This is a genomic window from Pseudonocardia nantongensis (genome assembly GCF_046546495.1).
Taxonomy (GTDB): domain Bacteria; phylum Actinomycetota; class Actinomycetes; order Mycobacteriales; family Pseudonocardiaceae; genus Pseudonocardia; species Pseudonocardia nantongensis.
The window spans coordinates 49,148-67,575 of the sequence record NZ_JBKGXT010000028.1 but is presented as its reverse complement, the minus strand read 5'-3'; the positions used below and the strand labels follow the sequence as shown (position 1 = coordinate 67,575).

General features: G+C 73.8%; 17 protein-coding genes. 12 read left to right on the top strand and 5 right to left on the bottom strand.

The window, feature by feature from the left end; all coding sequences use genetic code 11:
- Positions 1-206 precede the first annotated feature (206 nt).
- Complete coding sequence (locus ACLFMI_RS24440; protein ID WP_410950296.1) at positions 207-1,361, top strand: branched-chain amino acid aminotransferase; 1,155 nt, start codon at positions 207-209, stop codon at positions 1,359-1,361.
- Between the two features lie 27 nt (positions 1,362-1,388).
- On the opposite strand, the gene ACLFMI_RS24435 is transcribed toward ACLFMI_RS24440, so the two are convergent.
- A complete protein-coding gene (locus tag ACLFMI_RS24435) occupies positions 1,389-2,219 on the bottom strand; it encodes an adenosylcobinamide-GDP ribazoletransferase (protein ID WP_410950295.1) in 831 nt (276 codons plus the stop codon).
- Positions 2,216-4,063: a bifunctional adenosylcobinamide kinase/adenosylcobinamide-phosphate guanylyltransferase gene (locus tag ACLFMI_RS24430; RefSeq protein ID WP_410950294.1), complete on the bottom strand. Its 1,848-nt coding sequence runs from the start codon at positions 4,061-4,063 to the stop codon at positions 2,216-2,218. Before ACLFMI_RS24430 ends, ACLFMI_RS24435 begins: the two co-directional genes overlap by 4 nt.
- Positions 4,064-4,105: 42 nt before the next feature.
- On the opposite strand from ACLFMI_RS24430, the gene ACLFMI_RS24425 reads away from it, so the two are divergent.
- Positions 4,106-4,723 (top strand): VOC family protein, encoded by a 618-nt coding sequence (locus ACLFMI_RS24425; protein WP_410950293.1) that lies wholly within the window; start codon positions 4,106-4,108, stop codon positions 4,721-4,723.
- Positions 4,724-4,734: 11 nt separating this feature from the next.
- Here ACLFMI_RS24425 and ACLFMI_RS24420 read toward each other — a convergent pair whose 3' ends face one another.
- Positions 4,735-5,382 carry a DUF3043 domain-containing protein gene (locus ACLFMI_RS24420; protein ID WP_410950292.1) on the bottom strand — a complete coding sequence of 216 codons (648 nt, stop codon included), beginning with the start codon at positions 5,380-5,382 and terminating at the stop codon, positions 4,735-4,737.
- A 36-nt stretch (positions 5,383-5,418) separates the two neighbouring features.
- Between ACLFMI_RS24420 and ACLFMI_RS24415 the strand changes: the two genes are divergently transcribed.
- The 3 genes from ACLFMI_RS24415 to ACLFMI_RS24405 all read left to right on the top strand — a co-directional run bounded on the left by ACLFMI_RS24415 (position 5,419) and on the right by ACLFMI_RS24405 (position 8,211).
- Complete coding sequence (locus ACLFMI_RS24415) at positions 5,419-6,549, top strand: glycerate kinase family protein (protein ID WP_410950291.1); 1,131 nt, start codon at positions 5,419-5,421, stop codon at positions 6,547-6,549.
- Positions 6,550-6,760: 211 nt separating this feature from the next.
- Positions 6,761-7,129: a HesB/IscA family protein gene (locus ACLFMI_RS24410; RefSeq protein WP_410950290.1), complete on the top strand. Its 369-nt coding sequence runs from the start codon at positions 6,761-6,763 to the stop codon at positions 7,127-7,129.
- A gap of 146 nt (positions 7,130-7,275) precedes the next feature.
- Positions 7,276-8,211, top strand: coding sequence for a carbohydrate kinase family protein (locus ACLFMI_RS24405; protein WP_410950298.1), 936 nt, complete (start codon positions 7,276-7,278; stop codon positions 8,209-8,211).
- A gap of 70 nt (positions 8,212-8,281) precedes the next feature.
- Here ACLFMI_RS24405 and asnB read toward each other — a convergent pair whose 3' ends face one another.
- Positions 8,282-10,228: an asparagine synthase (glutamine-hydrolyzing) gene (gene asnB / locus ACLFMI_RS24400; RefSeq protein ID WP_410950289.1), complete on the bottom strand. Its 1,947-nt coding sequence runs from the start codon at positions 10,226-10,228 to the stop codon at positions 8,282-8,284.
- Between the two features lie 294 nt (positions 10,229-10,522).
- Between asnB and ctaC the strand changes: the two genes are divergently transcribed.
- Positions 10,523-11,485 (top strand): aa3-type cytochrome oxidase subunit II, encoded by a 963-nt coding sequence (gene ctaC, locus ACLFMI_RS24395; protein WP_410950288.1) that lies wholly within the window; start codon positions 10,523-10,525, stop codon positions 11,483-11,485.
- A 13-nt stretch (positions 11,486-11,498) separates the two neighbouring features.
- A complete protein-coding gene (locus tag ACLFMI_RS24390) occupies positions 11,499-11,897 on the top strand; it encodes a cytochrome c oxidase subunit 4 (RefSeq protein ID WP_410950287.1) in 399 nt (132 codons plus the stop codon).
- Between the two features lie 295 nt (positions 11,898-12,192).
- Here the strand turns inward: ACLFMI_RS24390 and ACLFMI_RS24385 are convergent, their stop codons facing one another.
- Entirely contained in the window at positions 12,193-13,350 is a 1,158-nt protein-coding gene (locus ACLFMI_RS24385; RefSeq protein ID WP_410950286.1) for an acyl-CoA dehydrogenase family protein, read from the bottom strand.
- 224 nt (positions 13,351-13,574) lie between these two features.
- Here ACLFMI_RS24385 and ACLFMI_RS24380 point away from each other — a divergent pair, with 224 nt between their 5' ends.
- From ACLFMI_RS24380 to ACLFMI_RS24360, 5 genes are all read left to right on the top strand, one after another.
- Positions 13,575-15,062, top strand: coding sequence for a sensor histidine kinase (locus ACLFMI_RS24380; protein ID WP_410950285.1), 1,488 nt, complete (start codon positions 13,575-13,577; stop codon positions 15,060-15,062).
- Between the two features lie 39 nt (positions 15,063-15,101).
- On the top strand, positions 15,102-15,740 hold the full coding sequence (locus ACLFMI_RS24375; protein WP_410950297.1) for a response regulator transcription factor: 639 nt from the start codon (positions 15,102-15,104) through the stop codon (positions 15,738-15,740).
- Between the two features lie 152 nt (positions 15,741-15,892).
- Complete coding sequence (locus tag ACLFMI_RS24370; RefSeq protein WP_410950284.1) at positions 15,893-16,690, top strand: Fpg/Nei family DNA glycosylase; 798 nt, start codon at positions 15,893-15,895, stop codon at positions 16,688-16,690.
- Between the two features lie 36 nt (positions 16,691-16,726).
- The gene (locus ACLFMI_RS24365; protein ID WP_410950283.1) at positions 16,727-17,296 is read left to right on the top strand and encodes a hypothetical protein; all 570 of its coding nucleotides are present in this window, start codon (positions 16,727-16,729) and stop codon (positions 17,294-17,296) included.
- 237 nt (positions 17,297-17,533) lie between these two features.
- Complete coding sequence (locus tag ACLFMI_RS24360; RefSeq protein WP_410950282.1) at positions 17,534-18,424, top strand: hypothetical protein; 891 nt, start codon at positions 17,534-17,536, stop codon at positions 18,422-18,424.
- Positions 18,425-18,428: the final 4 nt, after the last annotated feature.

Here is an 18,428-nt window from a genome sequence, read left to right as displayed (position 1 = left end):
CGCAGTCACCGCCAGCCTTACCCTCGACCGCAGCGTCCGCTACCAGCGGACCACAACCACCAACAACCTGTCCTCGATGTGTTGAGACAGATCTGTCGCAGATGTGCTGAGACAGGACACGCGGTCCCGGCCGCGATAACCACTCACGGTGGACTGTCGGGAATCCGACTACTGCCCGCCCCGGCAGCGGAGATACCGTTTCTGCTATGAGCGCGCCGCAGTTCTCCGTGACCCGTAACCCCGCCCCGGTGTCCGCGCAGCGGCGCGCCGAGATGCTGGCCGACCCCGGGTTCGGCCGGTACATGACCGACCACATGGTCACCATCCGCTACACCGAGGGCCGTGGCTGGCACGACCCGCAGGTGATGCCGTACGGGCCGCTCACGCTCGACCCGTCGTCGATGGTGCTGCACTACGGCCAGGAGATCTTCGAGGGGCTCAAGGCCTACCGCCAGCCGGACGGCACGATCTCGTCGTTCCGGCCGGACGCGAACGCCCGCCGCTTCCAGGGCTCGGCCCGCCGGATGGCGATGCCGGAGCTGCCCGAGGAGCTGTTCCTCGCCTCGCTGGCCGAGCTCATCGCGGTGGACTCCGAGTGGGTTCCCGCGGCCGGCGGCGAGGACTCGCTGTACCTGCGGCCGTTCATGATCGCCACCGAGGTCGGGCTCGGGGTGCGGCCCTCGGCGGAGTACCTCTACGCGGTGCTCGCGTCCCCGGCGGGCCCGTACTTCTCCGGCGGCGTCAAGCCGATGGACGTGTGGCTGGAGACCGAGTACACCCGGGCCGCGCTCGGCGGCACCGGGACCGCCAAGTGTGGCGGGAACTACGCTGCGTCGCTGCTCCCGCAGGCGGTCGGCGCCCAGCACGGCTGCGCCCAGGTCGCCTACCTCGACGCCGAGGAGCACACCTGGATCGACGAGATGGGTTCCAACAACCTGTTCTTCGTGTTCCGCTCCGAGGACGCCGACCGGATCGAGGTCGCGACCCCCGACCTGCGCGGCTCGGTGCTGCCGGGCATCACCCGCGACTCGCTGCTGGTGCTGGCACAGGACCTGGGGATGAACGTCGTGGAGCGCCGGATCGCCGGCCAGGAGTGGCTGGGCGGGGCCGCCACCGGCGTCCTCACCGAGGCGTTCGGCTGCGGGACCGCCGCGGTGATCACCCCGATCGGCACCGTCAAGCACAACGGCGGCGAGGTGACGATCGGCGACGGCGAGCCCGGCCCGGTCACCTTGGCGCTGCGCGAGCGGCTCACCGCGATCCAGCGCGGTGCCGCGGCGGACACGCACGGCTGGATGCACCCGCTGGTCCCGGCGGCCGCCTCGGTGCGATCGCCGGTCATCGAGCGGATCGTTCGCTGAGCGGCCGCCGTGCTCCACATCCGGTGATCACCCGGTGAGGGCCGCCGCGAGGACGATCAGGACGGCGGTCGAGCCCAGCTCGGTGGCGGCGCCGAGAACGTCGCCGCTCATCCCGCCGAAACGGCGACGGGTGTGTGCGGCCAGGCCCACCACCAGCACCGCCGCCAGGGCGACGGCGGCCGCCGCTGCCGACGCCACCGCGACCGGCGCGGCGACCGTCGTCAGGGCTACTGCTGCCGCGGTGGCCAGCGCCGCCCACCACAGCGGCGCCACCCAGGACGGCTGGGACCCGGCGACCGTCGCGCCCAGACCGCCGGGACGGGCGGCGCGGGTCCCGCGGCGGGCGACCCAGCAGAACCCGGCCCGTCCGGTCCCGGCGGCCAGCGCGCAGGCGGTGAGCACCGCCGCCGGCGCTGCCGACGTCAGCTGGGCCAGTGCTGCGGCCCGGCCTCCGAGTACCACCAGCAGCGTGACGACGGCGAACGGGCCGGCCCCGCCGTCGGCCATGACCCGCAGCGCCCGTTCCGGCGGCCCGTAGCTGCCGAGGCCGTCGGCGGTGTCGGCCAGGCCGTCCACGTGCATCCCGCGGGTCGCCAGCGCTCCCGCCCCGACCACCAGCAGGCCCGCGACCAGCGGCGACACCCCGGCGGCGGTCAGGCCGAGCAGCAGCGCACCGCCGGCCGCGCCCAGGCCGAGGCCGACCACCGGCGCCCAGCGCAACGCCCAGGCCGGCACGCCATCGGGCAGCGCGCCTTCGGCCCCGGTGCGGACCCGGGCGGGCAGCACGGTCAACCAGCTGACGGCCAGCCCCGCACCGGCGAGCACCCGTCCGGCTGTGGTGTGTACTGCCCCGGTCACCGCGCGGCGGTGGCCCTGGCCGGTGCCGCGCCCGGGACGATCCCGGTGTCCTCGGCGGTACCGGTCTCGCCGAGCAGCCGGGCCGCGGTCACCAGCAGTGGCAGCACGGTGACGCCCGCGGTGCCGTCGTCGGTGCGCACGGCCAGGTCCAGCACCGGCGTGAGCGACAGGTGTTCGAGCACCAGCGCGGCCGCCGGTTCGGTGGAGGGCTGCGCGGCCAGCCAGTACTCCTTGGCGCCCGGCGCGAGCTCCTCGGCCAGCAGCGCCGCCGCACCGACGGCGACGCCGTCCAGCACGCACGGGACCTTCCGGCGGGCGGCCCGGGCCAGGAACCCGGCCAGGACGGTCAGGTCGGTGCCGCCGACCGCGCCGAGCAGGCCCAGCGGGTCCCGCAGGTGCGGGCGGGCGCGGCGCAGGCCGTCCCGGATCGCGACCGCCTTGCGCATCCAGGCCCGGTCGTCGATCCCGGACGCCCGTCCGACGACGGCGACCGGCTCGGCACCGGTCAGCGCGGCCACCAGCGTCGCGGCCGGGGTGCTCGCGCCGACGCCGAGGGTGCCCGGTACCAGCACGTCCGCGCCGGACTCGATCTCCTCGTCGGCCAGCCGGCGACCGGTCCGCCAGGCACTCGCGGCCTGGTCGGGGGTGAGCGCGTCGGTGCGGTCCACCCGCCCGGTGCCCCGGACGACGACGTGCTCGTCGTCGCCGAAGCCGTCCTCGGCCAGCCCGACGTCGACCACCCGCACGGTGGCGCCTGCCGTGCCCGCGGCGACCGTGACCGGCAGCCGTCCGGCCGCCGCGGCGCTCGCGCGGATCGCCGACACCGCCTGCGGGTAGGCCGAGACCCCGGCCTCGGCGATGCCGTGGTCGGCGGCCAGCAGCACCACCCGGGAGCGCACCGGAGGTCGCGGCGGGCACTCGCCCTGGCAGGACGCCAGCCACACACCGAGCTCGCCCAGCCGGCCGAGCCCGGCGACCGGCATCGCCAGCGTCGACACCCGGGCGACGGCCGCCCGGCGGCTCGCGGTGTCTGGGCGACCGACCGCCGTGACGGTGATCCGATTGTCGTTGTCGTTGTCGTTGTCGTCGGTGGCCGGGGGGCGGCCGTCGGCGGGAGCCGGGGACGGGCCGCCGTCGCCGGAAGCCGGGACGGCGGCCGGGGTCCCCGCGACCTCGCCGGTCGGGGTGGCCACGTCGTCGGACACGGGCCGGGGCATCGAGACCGGCGTGACCGGAGCGGCCGCGGTCGGCTGGGTGGCGGACCCGGTGGCCGGAGCGGGGCCCGGGGGCAGCCGCAGCGGCCGCCCGGCCACCACCAGGACGGTCTCCTCGCAGACCGCGGCCAGCGCCGCGTTCAGCTCGCCGAGCCGGTCCCGGAACAGCCGCCCCGACCGCGACTCGGGAACCACACCGAGGCCGGTCTCGGCGGATACCAGCACCAGTGGCCCGGGTGCGTCGCGCACGGCCGCCACCAGCCCGCCGACGACCGCGTCGACCTCCGGGAGCGACCCGCCAGGAGCGTCCCAGGCCCCGGCGTCGTCCAGGATGCCGGTCAGCCAGGTCGCGAGGTCGTCGACCAGCACCGGCCCGCCGGTGGCGAGGGCGGCCGCCAGGTCCGGTCCCGCACCGATCTCCTCGGTGGTCCAGGATCCCGGCCTGCGCGCCACGTGCGCGGCGACCCGGGCGTCCCACTCGGCGTCGCCGGGGACCCGCCGGGCGGTGGCGAGGTACCGCACGCCCGGGGCGTCGCCGAGCAACTCCTCGGCGTACCGGGACTTGCCGGACCGGGTGCCGCCGAGTACCAGCGTCCGGGACACGGCACCGGGGTTCACGCCTGCATTCACGCCCACATCGTGACGTACCCGCCCCGGAGTACCGTCGGCACGGTGCTCGATCACCTCGTCCTGGCCACCGCCGACCTCGCCGGCACCGCTGCTGAGCTGGCCGGACGTGGCGTAGACACCGTCGAGGGCGGCCCGCACGTCGGCGTCGGCACCCGGAACCGGCTCGCCGGGATCGGGTCCGGCCGCTACCTCGAGATCGTCGGGCCGGACCGGGAACAGGACGAACCCGCGGCTCCGCGGCCGTTCCGGATCGACGCCCTGGACGCGCCCGTCCTGGTCACCTGGGCCGTGCGCGTCACCCACCTGGACACCGCGCTGGACGCCGTGCGTGCCGCCGGGCACGACCCCGGCGTCGCCCGGGAGATGTCCCGCCGCCGCCCGGACGGCGCGCTGCTGAGCTGGCGGCTGGCCTTCCCGCCGGACGACGCCGGCGGCGTGCTGCCGTTCCTGATCGACTGGGGCACGACCCGGCACCCGTCGGACGATCTGCCGGTACCGGCGAGCCTGGACGTGCTGCGGCTGACCCACCCGGATCCGGCCCGGATCGCCCGGGTGCTGGACGCGCTCGGCGCGGGCTCCGGGGTGGAGGTCGCCGCGGGGGAGCGGCCGGGGCTGACCGCGACCCTCGACAAGCCCGACGGGTCACTGCTGCTGAGCTGACCCCGGGCGTCTCAGACGTCGGCGCCGCGCTTGACCCTGGGCTTCGGCACCCGCATCTTGCGCGGCTGGGTCGCCCGGGAGAACGCGTACCAGCCGGTGGGCAGCCCCTTGATCTCCTCCTCCGGGAACTTCGCCCGGGCCTTCTTCAGCACCTGCACGCCCAGCATCGTCCCCTCGACGACCATCACCGCCAGCATCAGGAACGTGAACAGGGTGATGTACTGCTGCAGCATCGGGTTCTGCACCAGGGCGGCCACCAGCACCAGCGCGGCCAGCGGCAGGAACAGCCCGATGACGTGCGGGCGGGAGTCCACGACGTCCCGGACGTGGGCACGCACCTTCCCGCGGTCGCGGGGGAGCAGCACCCGGTCGTCGCCTGCGTCCATCCGGCGACGGCGCTCGGCCGCCTTGGCCCGGCGGTCGTCCTTCGACGGCCGGTTCGCCCGCGCCAGCTTGGACGCCTCGCGCTGGGTCCGCGGCGGGGCCGGCGCGGGGCCGCGGCGCCTGCCCTCGGCGTCCCGGCGCCGCGGCGTGGCCCGGCCCTTGCCCGGGGTGGTGTGGGTGCGCGGCCGCTCGTCCGCGGCGTCCGCGCCGTCGGTCTCCGGGGCGGACACGGTGTCGGTCGAGCCGGAGCTCTCAGAACGGCGCAGAAACCTCACAGCTCCACGATACGGGCCGCCGCTAGTCTCACCCGCATGCGGATCGTGGTAGCTCCGGACTCGTTCGGCGGGACGCTCAGTGCACGGGAGGCGGCCGAGGCGATCGCCGAGGGATGGCGGCGCGCCGCCCCGCACGACGACGTCCGGCCGGTCCCGCTCGCCGACGGTGGCACCGGCTTCACCGAGGTCCTGCACTCAGCACTCGGCGGCGCCGTGCACACCCGCGAGGTGATCGGGCCGCTCGGCGACCCGGTGCCCGGGTCCTGGCTGCAGGTCGGCGACACCGCCTACCTGGAGTGCGCGTCGGCGTGCGGGCTGCACCACGTGCCCCGCGCGGACCGCACCCCGGGCGTGGCCCGCTCGGCCACCACGCACGGGGTCGGCGAGCTGCTGGCCGCCGCGCGGGACGCCGGGGCACGCCGGATCGTCGTCGGGCTCGGCGGGTCGGCCACCACCGACGGCGGCGCCGGGATGCTCGCCGCGCTCGGCGCCGCTCCGGTCGACGACGACGGCCTCCCGCTCCCCGAGGGCGGCGCCGTGCTGGCCCAGTGCGCCCGGCTGGACGGCGTCCCGGCGCTCGCCGGGATCGAGCTGGTCGCTGCCTCGGACGTGGACAACCCGCTGGTCGGCCCGCACGGTGCGGCCGAGGTGTTCGGCCCGCAGAAGGGCGCCGACGCCGCGACCGTCCGCGAGCTCGACCGGGCGCTGGAGGTCTTCGCCGGGCCGCTGGCCGAGCTGGCCGGGCGGGACGTCCGAGACGATCCCTCGGCCGGCGCCGCGGGCGGGCTCGGCGCGGCGCTGCTGGCCCTGGGCGCGCGGGTGGAGTCCGGGGCCGGACTGGTCCGCGAGCTCGTCGGCCTGGACGCCGAGCTGGACGCGGCGGCCACGAGCGGCGGGCTCGCCGTGACCGGGGAGGGCAGCTTCGACTGGCAGTCGCTGCGCGGGAAGCTGATCACGGCGGTGGCCCGCGGGGCCGCGGACCGGGGGCTCCCGTGCGTGGTGCTGGCCGGGCAGGTCAGCGTCGGTCGCCGGGAGGCCGGCGTGGCCGGGGTGGATGCCGCGCACGGCGTCGCCGAGGAGCTCGGACTGGAGGCCTCGATGGCCGACCCCGCGGGCACGCTGGCGGAGCTGGCCGCCCGGGTCGCACCGCGCTGGAGCCGTGGCTGACGCCCGCGCCGGGTGACGGGGCCCACGCCACGCTCGCCGATCCGGTGTTCACCGGGAGGCTGGACGTCGGTCCGGGGCCGTAGTATGAGTTCGGAAAGACCGCCGCAGGGCCGGAGCACCAGGTCTGGAGCACCCAGGTCCGGGAAACCTGGTCCGGGAACCACGGCACGGTCCGGGAACACCGCGGGCCCCGAACGTTGTTGGGAGAGTCATGACCGTTGAAGACTCCGTGATCGCCACGCCCACCGAGCAGACGCACGGCGTGGAGCTCACCGACTCCGCGGCCGTCAAGGCGCGCACCCTGCTCGAGCAGGAGGGCCGCGACGACATGCACCTGCGCATCGCGGTCCAGCCGGGTGGCTGCGCCGGCCTGCGCTACCAGCTCTTCTTCGACGACCGCTCGCTGGACGGCGACCTGTTCCGGGACTTCCACGGCCTCAAGGTGGGCGTGGACCGGATGAGCGCGCCGTACCTGCAGGGCGCGTCGATCGACTTCGTCGACACCATCGAGAAGCAGGGCTTCACGATCGACAACCCGAACGCCGGAGGCTCCTGCGCCTGCGGTGACTCGTTCAACTGAGCCTTTCCTGAGCGGGCGTTCCCGCAGGTCGGAGTGGTAGACGGGCCTCGTGGTGATCTTCGTGATCATGACGGGGCCCGTTTCCGTGTCGTAGGGTGCCCGTCGTGCCTATTGCCGTGACGGGATCTATCGCCTCCGACAACCTGATGCACTTCCCCGGGAAGTTCTCCGAGCAGATTCTCGCCGAGCAGCTCGACCGGATCTCGGTCAGCTTCCTCGTCGACGAGCTCGTGGTCCGCCGGGGAGGGGTGGCCGGCAACATCGCGTTCGCGCTCGGTGTGCTGGGCCAGAACCCGGTGCTCATCGGGGCGGTGGGTCCGGATTTCGCCGACTACAAGAAGGTGCTCGACGACCGCGGTGTCGACACCTCCGGGGTGTCGACGTTCGACGACGTGCACACCGCGCGGTTCGTCTGCACCACCGACGACGACATGCGCCAGATCGCGTCCTTCTACACCGGCGCGATGGCCAAGTCGAAGGAGATCGAGCTCGCGCCGATCGGCGAGCGGGTCGGTGGCTTCGACCTGGTGCTGATCGGGGCGAGCGACCCCGACGCGATGGTGCGCCACACCGACGAGTGCCGTGCGAAGGGCTACCCCTTCCTCGCCGACCCCTCCCAGCAGCTGGCCCGGATGGAGGGCCCGGAGGTCCGGCGCCTGATCGACGGTGCGAAGTTCCTGGTCACCAACGACTACGAGTACGAGCTGCTGCTGAAGAAGACCGGCTGGACCGAGGCCGAGATCGCCTCGAAGGTCGGCACCCGGATCACCACCTACGGCGAGAAGGGCGCGGTGATCGTCGAGTCGGACGGCACCGAGACCCGCGTCGACGTCGTCCCGCCGACCGAGCAGGTCGACCCGACCGGTGTCGGTGACGCCTGGCGCGCCGGGTTCCTCACCGCCCTGACCGGTGGCCTGTCGGTGGAGCGTGCGGCCCAGCTGGGCGCCCTGATCGCGACCTACGTGCTGGAGTCCGACGGCCCGCAGGAGTGGACCTGGGACCGCGCGGCCGCCGTGACCCGCCTGCGCGACACCTTCGGCGACGCCGCCGCCGACGAGATCAGCGGCGTGCTGCCCGCCTGATCCCCGTCCCCGACCGCGAACGGCCGGTACCCCGTCCCGGGGTGCCGGCCGTTCGTCGTCGGGGAATCGGTCAGATCTTGACCGGGTAGGTCGGCGCCGGGACGTCCGGGGTGATCCGGCGCTCGACGAAGATCCCGTGCCAGATCAGGAACACCAGCACCGCCCAGATCCGGCGGGAGTGGTCGACCGGGCCCTGCCGGTGCGCGTCCAGCATCCGGTGCACGGCCTGCAGGTCGATCAGATGCCCGGCGCCGGAGTTCTGCAGGATGTCGCGGGCCCAGGCGTACATCTCGTCCCGCAGCCAGTGCCGGATCGGGACCGGGAAGCCGAGCTTGGGCCGGTTGAGCACGTGCGGCGGGATGATCCCCTCGCAGGCCCGGCGCAGCGCGTACTTGGTGGTGCCGTCGGACCCGTGTGTGATCTTCTGCGACTGCGGCAGCGCCGAGGCGACGTCGAAGACCTCGGGGTCGAGGAACGGCACCCGCAGCTCCAGCGAGTGCGCCATCGTCATCTTGTCCGCCTTGACCAGGATGTCGCCGCGCAGCCAGGTGAACAGGTCCACGTGCTGCATCCGGGCGACCGGGTCCCAGTTGTGTGAGGCGAAGTAGTGCGGCGCGGTGACGTCCTGGTGCGACACCCGCGGGTCGTAGCCGCGCAGCACCTCGTGCAGCTGGTCGTCCCGGAAGATCCGGGCGTTGCCGTAGTAGCGCTGCTCGAGCGACAGCGACCCGCGGCGCAGCAGGTCCTTGCCCCGCATCCCCTCGGGCATCCGCCGCGACGCCCGCCGCATGACCGGCTTGAGCGTGCCGGGAACCTTCTCGAACGGTGCCAGCGACAGCGGCTCCCGGTAGATCGAGTAGCCGCCGAACAGCTCGTCGGCGCCCTCCCCGGAGAGCACCACCTTGACGTGCTCGCGGGCCTCGCGGGCGATGAACCACAGCGGGACGAGCGCCGGGTCGGCGACCGGGTCGTCGAGGTACCAGATGACGAGCGGCAGGGCCTCCATCATCTCGTCCGGCTTGACCGTGCGGACCACGTGCCGGACGCCGATCGCCGCCGCCGACTCGGCCGCCACGTCGACCTCGGAGTAGCCCTCGCGCTCGAACCCGGCGGTGAAGGTGATCAGGTTCGGGTTGTGCTCCTTGGCCAGCGCCGCGATCGCCGTGGAGTCGATGCCGCCGGAGAGGAACGCGCCGACCGTGACGTCCGCGCGCATGTGCTTGGCCACCGAGTCGCGCAGCACGTCGGCGATCTCGCCGTGCACGATCGCCTCCGCCTCGGCGCTGGCCGGGGCGTGGCTGGGCAGCGAGACGAACTTCGGGGCGAAGTAGCGCTGGTGCAGCGGCTCCTCGCCGGGGCGGACCGTCACGTGCGTACCGGACTCGACGCGCGAGATCATCCGGTGCAGCGACATCGGCTCCGGGACGTACTGCAGGGTCAGGTAGTGCTGCAGCGCGGCCGGCTCCAGGTCCAGGCCGACGCCCAGCTCGCCGGCCAGCGCGAGCAGCGACTTCTTCTCGCTGGCGAAGGCGGTGCCGGCGGCGGTCGTGGCCAGGAACAGCGGCTTGATGCCGAACGGGTCACGGGCGGCGAACAGCTCGCGCTCGACCGCGTCCCAGATGGCGAACGCGAACATCCCGCGCAGCCGCTGGACGGCGTCCGGGCCCCAGTAGTGGAACGCCGCGACGATGACCTCCCCGTCGCCCTCGGTGGCGAACGCGGCGTCGTAGGTCTCGATCAGCTCCTCGCGGAGCTCCAGGTAGTTGTAGATCTCGCCGTTGAACGCGATGGTGTATCGCGTGTCCTCACCGGGCACCGGCCCCCAGTGCAGGGGCTGGTGCGAGTGGTCGACGTCGATGATCGACAGCCGGTTGAAGCCCAGCACCAGGTCGTGGTCGTTCCACGTGGCGCTCTCGTCCGGGCCGCGGTGCCTCGCGCACCGGAGCGCGTCGGCGATCGGCTCCACCCGGGTCGCGGCGTCCGCCCCGGCGGTCAGCAGTCCCAGCAGTCCGCACACATCGCCCAGTATGACGAGTCATCGCCGACGGGCTCGCGCGCCCCGGTGCGGAACGGCCTTCGTCCTGCGAGGCTGCCGGTTTCGGACGTCGAGGATGGTGCGCAGGACCACCCCCGGCGGGTACCCCGGAGGGCGCGCCACGGCGTGCGTTCGTCTAGTCTCTACGCGAGGTCGAAGGTGGTGCTCCGAACGGGTGTGCATGATCGCCTTCGGCTGCCCCGTGGTGACGGCAGAACGAGAAAGAACGAGCTGGCAGTGCGGCTGATGCAGGAGACGACAGGAAGGCGGCGCGCGGTGGCCCGATCGGAAGGCCCCTCCCGGGTGGGCCGGGCGACGAAGCTGGGCCTGGTGGGCCTGCTGACGGTTCCGGTGCTGGCCGGGTGTTCGGTCGAAGAGGTCATCCGCTTCGGTTGGCCGATCGGGGTCACCCCCGAGGCCGAGTCCATGCGGAACCTCTGGACCTGGTCCGCGATCGCCGCGCTCATCATCGGCGTCATCACCTGGGGCGCGATGTTCTGGGCGATGATCTTCCACCGGAAGCGCAAGGACGACGACGGCTCGCTGCCCAAACAGACCCAGTACAACCTGCCGATCGAGCTGGTCTTCACCGCGATCCCGACCGTCATCGTCGCGGTGCTGTTCGCCTTCACCGTCAACGTGCAGACCTACGTCGACAAGGAGGAGGCCTCGGCGGGTGGGCCGGCGGACCTGCGGGTCAACATCGTCGGCTTCCAGTGGAACTGGGAGTTCTCCTACCCCGACGAGGCCGGCCCCGACGGACAGCCGGTCAGCACGCTCGGGACCAGCGACACGATCCCGATCATGGTCGTGCCGACCGATCGGTCGATCGAGTTCACCCAGCGCTCGCCCGACGTGATCCACTCGTTCTTCGTGCCGGAGTTCCTCTTCAAGCGCGACGTGTTCCCGTACCCGGAGCGCAACGAGCAGGACAACACCTATGTGATCGACCGGATCGACCAGCAGGGCGCCTTCGTCGGCCGCTGCGCGGAGCTGTGCGGCACGTACCACTCGCAGATGAACTTCGAGGTGCGCGCCCTCGAGCCCGCGCTGTTCGACCGCTACATCGAGCTGCGCAAGCAGACCAACGCGCAGACCGGGCAGCCCTACACCACCGGTGAGGCGCTGCAGGCACTGAACTGCGGCCAGTGGTGCGCGCCCGAGGCCGTCACCACGCAGCCGTTCGACACCGACCGGGGCCAGCTGGCCGAGATCGCCGCCGGCCAGGCGACGGGCTGAGGGAGGACCACCGATGAAGATCGAGTCCCGGATCTTCGAGATCTGCACCGGGTTCTTCTTCCTGTGCGCGATCGTCTACACGGTCCTCGCGGGTGAGGTCGTCGGCATCGCCGCGCTGTGGCTGACCGCGGGTCTGTCCCTGATCATCGGCACCTACTTCCGGTTCGTCTCGCGACGGCTGGAGGAGCGTCCCGAGGACAACCCGGAAGGCGAGATCTCCGACGGCGCCGGCGAGGTCGGCTTCTTCTCCCCGGGGAGCTACTGGCCGATCGGCCTCGCCGCCTCCGCCGCGCTGACCGGCATCGGCGTCGCGTTCTGGTACATCTGGCTCATCCTGGTCGGCGGCACGTTGCTGCTGATCGCCATCGGTGGGCTGGTCTTCGAGTACCACCGCAAGCCCGCGCACCACTAGCGATCCGGTTCACGAACGCCCTGCCGCGGCTCCCGCGGCGGGGCGTTCGTCGTTCCCGGCCCAGCCCGGCGGCCCGGGCGCTCCGGCCCCGGCCCGGCGCTCCCGGGGCACCCTCGGGGCCCAGGTAGAGGCGGGGGTGCCCCTCGGGACACCTCGGAGCCCCGGGCCCCCGGAGCTTGGGAGTGGAGCTGCGCGTGGTCGAGGGCGGTCCAGGGCGCTCGAGCGATGACCATACGGCGACGAAGGCCGCGGGCGGCCCCCGAGGCAGCGGCACCCCCTGCCGGCGACGCGCGGGTCAGCCGCGGGCGGCCTTCCCCAGCGCGTCCCGGGCGATGATCACCTGCTGGATCTGGCTGGTGCCCTCGTAGATCCGGAAGAGCCGGGCGTCCCGGAAGAATCGCTCGACGGCGACGCCACGCATGTAGCCCGCCCCGCCGTGCACCTGGACGGCGCGGTCGGCGACCCGCCCGACCATCTCCGAGCAGAAGTACTTCGCCGCGGCCGGGCCGGAGACCATGTCGCTGCCGTCGTCGAAGCTGCGGGCGGCGTCGAGCACCAGGCCGCGTCCGGCGCGGGCGTCGGTCACCGAGTCCGCGACCTGGCCCTGGACCAGCTGGAACCGGGCGATCGGCTTGCCGCCCTGCTCGCGGGTCTTCGCGTACTCGACGGTCTCGTGCACCAGCCGGTCGGCCATCCCGACGCAGGCCGCGGCGATGTGCAGCCGCCCGTGCGCCAGGCACTTCGCGGCGGTGAGGAACCCGTTGTCGACGCCGTCCGCACCGCCGACCAGGTTCGCGGCCGGGACCCGGACGTCGTCGAGGTGCACGTCAGCGGTCCACGCACCGAACTGGCCCATCTTGTGGTCCTTCGGTCCGACCGAGAGGCCCGGGCTGTCCCGCGGCACCAGGAACGTGGAGATCCCGCGGTTGCCGGGGGCGTCCGGGTTGGTGCGGGCGAACACCATGATCACGTCGGCGACGGGGGAGTTGGTGATGTAGCGCTTGGACCCGTTCAGCACCCAGGTGCCACCGTCGCGGACCGCCCTGGTCGCGAGCGACGACGGGTCGGACCCGGCGTCGGCCTCGGTCAGCCCGAACGACGCCGTCACCTCACCCGAGGCCAGCCGGGGCAACCACTGGTCCTTCTGCTGCTCGGTTCCTCCCTCCAGGAGGACGTGTCCGGCGATGCCGTTGTTCGTGCCGAACAGCGAGCGCAGCGCCGGCGTGGTCCAGCCCAGCTCGAAGGCCAGCCGGACCTCCTCGGAGGCGGTCAGCCCGAGACCGCCGTACTGCTCCGGGATGGTGAAGCCGTAGAGACCCATCTCCTTGCACTGCGCGACGATCCGTTCCGGGACGGCGTCCTCGGCGTCGATCGTCTCCTCCAGCGGAACCACCTCGGTGCGGATGAAGTCGCGCACCGAGTCCAGCACGTCCTGCAGATCCGAGGCGTCCACTCGCGGCCCTCTCGCGTCGTTGCGGTTGCTGTCCTGTCGTCCGGATCCCATCATGCGGCGGCGCCCGCGTCGCGGCACCCGCCGCCCGCACGGCCGCGACGGATCTCACCGGGAGCTCCGGCACCGCCCGACGGACCAGGTGCCGCCGGGCTCGGAGGTCGGTCTCCACCTCTATCCTCGACGGCGCGGGGAGGGGACGAGCCCGCCGGAGGTGTCGAACCGTCATGCGCGAAGAGACGCCGGACCGTGCGCGCGCGAGCCGGGGCGACCGCGGGACCGGCACGAGCGCCGGATCGGACGAGCGGCTGCGGCCGGACGATCCCGGTACCGGCCCGCTGGACCCGCACCTGGTCCGGGCGATGGAGGGCTGGGGCCACGGTCCGGTGCGCGAGTACCTGGGCCGGGACGGCGCGCTGCACCTTCCGAACCCGGCGTGGCCGTCGGGCTGGCCGGGCCGGACCCGGCTCGGCGCGCAGATGGCCTACCTGCTCACCGGCCTGCCGCTGGCCATCGTCAGCGGGGTGATGGTGCTGGTCGGGCTCGGCCTGGGCGCCGGGACGTTCGTGATCTGGATCGGGCTGCCGATCACCGTCGGCACGCTCGCCGCGGCCCGCGGGCTCGCCGAGCTGGAACGCCGCGCGACCGAGGCCGCGACCGGGCGCCCGCTGCCACCGCACCACTACCGGCCCAACCGCGGCCGGCAGCTGATGGGCCGGCTGTTCCGCGCGCTGGCCGACCCGCAGTCCTGGCGCGACGTCGCGCACGCCGTCGCCGGCCTGCCGCTACGGGTGGTCACGGCGGCGATCGCGCTGGTCTGGGCGGTCACCGGGCTCGGCGGTGTGCTCTACCTGTTCTGGCAGTGGTCGCTGCCCCGCGGCGAGAACGGCTGGACGCTGTTCCACTCGATCACCGGGGTGGACTCGACGGTCGGCGACATCGCGCTCAACACCGGACTCGGCGTGTTGTTGCTGGTCACGCTGCCGACGGTGGTGCGCTGGCTGACCGACGTCCGGGCCCTGCTGGCCCGCGGCCTGCTCACCAACCAGACCGCCGCGTTGCGGGCCCGCGCGCAGGCCCTCGCCGCCGGGCGCCGCGCCGCGGTGGCGGCCGAGGCACAGACGCTGCGCAGGCTCGAGCGCGACATCCACGACGGCCCGCAACAACGCCTGGTACGGCTCGGGATGGACCTGGAGACCGCTGTCCGGCGGCTGGACGACGACCCGCAGCGTGCCCGGCCGCTGCTGGACGAGGCCCTGGAACAGACCCGGGAGGCGCTGTCGGAGCTGCGCGCGCTCTCCCGCGGGATCGCGCCCCCGATCCTCGCCGACCGCGGTCTCGGCCCGGCACTGGCCGCCGCGGCCGGGCGCTGCCCGGTGCCGGTGGACCTCGACGTCGGCCTCGACGACGGCGCCCGGCTGCCCGCACTGGTCGAGAACACCGCCTACTTCGTGGCGACCGAGGCGCTGACCAACGTGGCCAAACACGCCGGCGCCACCGGGGCCTCGGTCACCGTCTCGGTCGAGGCGACCGTGCTGCGCGTGGTCGTCCGCGACGACGGACACGGCGGCGCCCATCAGGGCAAGGGGCACGGGCTGGCCGGGCTCGCTGACCGGCTGGAGATCGTCGAGGGCAGCCTGGACGTGCACAGCCCGCCCGGCGGCCCGACGGTGCTGGTGGCCGAGGTACCGGTGGCCGGCCTGGGGGAGGGGTGACACTCAGGTCGTGTCTCAGGCAAGGATGGTCACATGACGATGCAGGTGGTCCTGGCCGAGGACTCGGTGCTGCTGCGCGAAGGACTGGTCCGGTTGCTGGAGGAGGCCGGCGCCACCGTGCTCGCCGCCGTCGGGGACGGGAGCACGCTGGTCGAGGCCATCGCCGAGCACCGGCCGGAGGTCGCCGTCGTCGATGTGCGGATGCCGCCGTCGTTCACCGACGAGGGCCTGCGCGCGGCGCTGGAGATCCGCCGGACCCACCCGGCTGTCGGGATCCTGGTCCTCTCCCAGTACGTCGAGGAGTCCTACGCGACCGACCTGCTGGAGGCCGGCGGCGGGGTCGGCTACCTGCTCAAGGACCGGGTCTCCAAGCTGGCCGAGCTGTCCGACGCGCTCGGGCGGGTCGCCGCGGGCGGCACCGTGCTGGACCCGGAGGTCGTCTCCGCGCTGCTCACCAAGCGCCGCCGCCGCGACCCCCTCGAGGAGCTGTCCCCGCGGGAGCGGGAGGTGCTGGAGCTGATGGCGCAGGGCCGCACCAACACCGCCATCGGACGCCTGATGGTGATCACCCAGGGCGCCGTCGAGAAGCACATCTCCTCGATCTTCACCAAGCTCGGGCTGCCGCCGTCCTCGGACGACCACCGGCGGGTGATGGCGGTGCTGGCCTGGCTGGAGTAGTCGTGGCGGGGTCGAGGCGGCGGACCGCGCCGTTGTAGGTGACCGCGACCGCGACAGAGCTGGCCGGCAGCACCGCGACGCCGAGCGGGTGCTGCAGCAACGCCGGCCGGCCCCGGGCCCGTGCCCCTCGCCGCCGCGCCACACTGACCGTCATGCCAGAGCTGCCGGAGGTGGAGAACGCCCGGATCGTGCTGGCCGGGGCGGTCGGTCAGACGATCACCGGCGTCGACGACCGGGACGATTGGGTGTGCCGCCCGCACCACCCCGGCGACATCGCCGCCGCACTCACGGGCGGGCGGCTCACCGCAGCGCACCGGATCGGCAAGTCGATGGGGTGCGACACCGAGACCCCGGACGGCGACGCCGGCCCGGCGCTCGGCATACACCTCGGCATGGGCGGGCGGATCGTCGTCACCCGGTCCGGGGGCGAGCAGCTCGGAGGCGACCCGGACCGGCAGCCCGGCAGGGCCGAGTGGAACCGGTTCACCCTCACCTTCGACGACGGCGGGCACTGCCGGCTTCTCGACAAGCGCCGGCTCGGCCGGGTCCGGCTCGACCCCGACCTGTCCGGCCTCGGCCCGGACGCCCAGGACGTGCCGCCGGCCGTGTTCCGCGAGCGGCTGCGACGCGGCCGGTCCGCGGTCAAGGCCCGGTTGCTCGACCAGTCGGTGCTCGCCGGCATCGGGAACCTGCTCGCCGACGAGGCGCTCTGGCAGGCCCGGATCCGGCCGTCCGCGCGGGTGCAGGACCTCTCCCGCACCGACCTGGACCGGTTGCGGCGCAACCTGGACCGCGCACTGGAGCGGGCGGTCGCGCGCGGCGGCGTGCACACCGGCGAGGTGATCGAGCACCGGCGCCCGGGCGGGCACTGCCCGCGTTGCGGCGCCGAGATGGCGCACAGCACCGTCGGTGGCCGATCCACCTGGTGGTGCTCGCGCGAGCAGGCCTGATCCGGGGCCCGTTCCCCGCCGGTGCACAATCGGACGGTGCCGGATGAGTCGGACACCGCCCTGCTGTTCGTCGACCGCGGCCTCGTGCGCGCCGACCACGCCCCGAGCGGCTCGCAGGCGCAGCGCCGCGCGCACGCCCGGTCGAGGGCGGCCCGGTGGGCCCGGTGGTCGTCGTTCCCGGTGGTGCTGATCGGGGTTCCGGTCGCGATGCTCGTGGCGGGCTCCGCCGGTCCCGTCCTGTGGCTGGTCGTCCCGCTGGTGCTGCTCGCCGGCGGCGTGCTGGTCGGGGCCCTGACGCGCGCTGCGCGGGTCGCGCACGCCACGGCCGGGATGCCCGTGCCGATCGAGATCAGTGGATCGGTGGCGACGGCGATGCGCTCGATCCTGGCGATGGCCGCCGCGATCGGCAGGCAGCGGCCGCTGCGGCGCTCCCGCGCGGCCGCCGAGGGCCTCGTGCTGCTGCGGCGCTGGTCCCGGACGGGCGACGAGCTGCGCGCTGCCTGGCTGCGCGGCGACGTCGCGGTCTGGCACGAGCACGCCCGCACGCTGGTGGAAGCGGGGCCGCGGGCCGAGCGGGTGCGGGGCGACGTGGAGGTCGGCAGCTGATCCGGCGCGGTCCCGCGGCCCGACCGCTGCGCCGCGTCGTCAGGCCCTGGCGGGCATGTCCCGCGGGCGTCGCGCACACCGCGGGTGCGAACCGGCCCCGGACCCCGCGTCGCGCCTGCCGGAGCTCTCCACTTTCGAGCGTGACCCAGCTCTCACTCGCTCGTTGGTGACTACACCAGGTCGCCAGCATCCCCCGAATCGGGCGGCCGGGCACCCAGCCGATCGAGGAGAACTCCGTTGACCCCACACGGAACGACCCGGAGCCGGACGCGGTTCGCCGCGCTCGCCGCCGCCACCGCCCTCGCCGCCGCCGGCGGGGCGCTGGCACTCGGCGGGACCGGCTACGCCGACCCGCTACCGGCCCTGACCACGACCACCGTCGGCCCGGACCTGGAGCCGTTCACGATCAGCCCCACCGGCGCCGGCACGGCCGAGCTGTCCGACGCGTTCGGCGGCCCGCCCGAAGGCGGCGCGGAGTCGCTGCGCCTCGAGACGCCGGAGGGCACCGACAAGGTCCAGGCCCTGACCGAGGTCTCCGGTGTGGACGCGCCGCTCGCGGCATGGATCCCGACCGCCGCGTACTCGGCGTTCCAGGCCGAGGCCGACAACCCGATCCAGTTCCCGAGCCTGCAGCTCGTCGTGGACTTCAACGGTCCGGACGCTGACGGTGGCTTCTCGACGCTGACCTACGAGCCCGTCTACAACGACGGCGACGACACGACGGCCGGGCAGTGGAACCGCTACGAGGCCGGCACCGGCAACTGGTGCTCGACCCGGGCGATCCCCGGCGTGATCGAGGAGACGCAGCGTCAGTGCTCGAACGGTGGGGCCAAGCCGCTGAGCGACTACGTGGCCGGGTCGCCGGCCATCGTCGTCGGGGCGGTCCAGATCAACCAGGGGTCGGGCAACCCCGGCTTGCTCGCGGGCGTGGACCTGGTGAGCACGCCGAGCACGACCTATGACTTCGAGACCCCGGAGCCGACCGACCCCGAGAGCCCCGGGAAACCGGGCGACCCCGAGCACCCCGACAAGCCCGAACACCCCGGCAAGCCGGGCGATCCCGGTCATCCCGATGACGGTGGCCACGGGCACAAGCCGGGTACGGACGGGAACTGTCCCTGCAAGTAGGAGC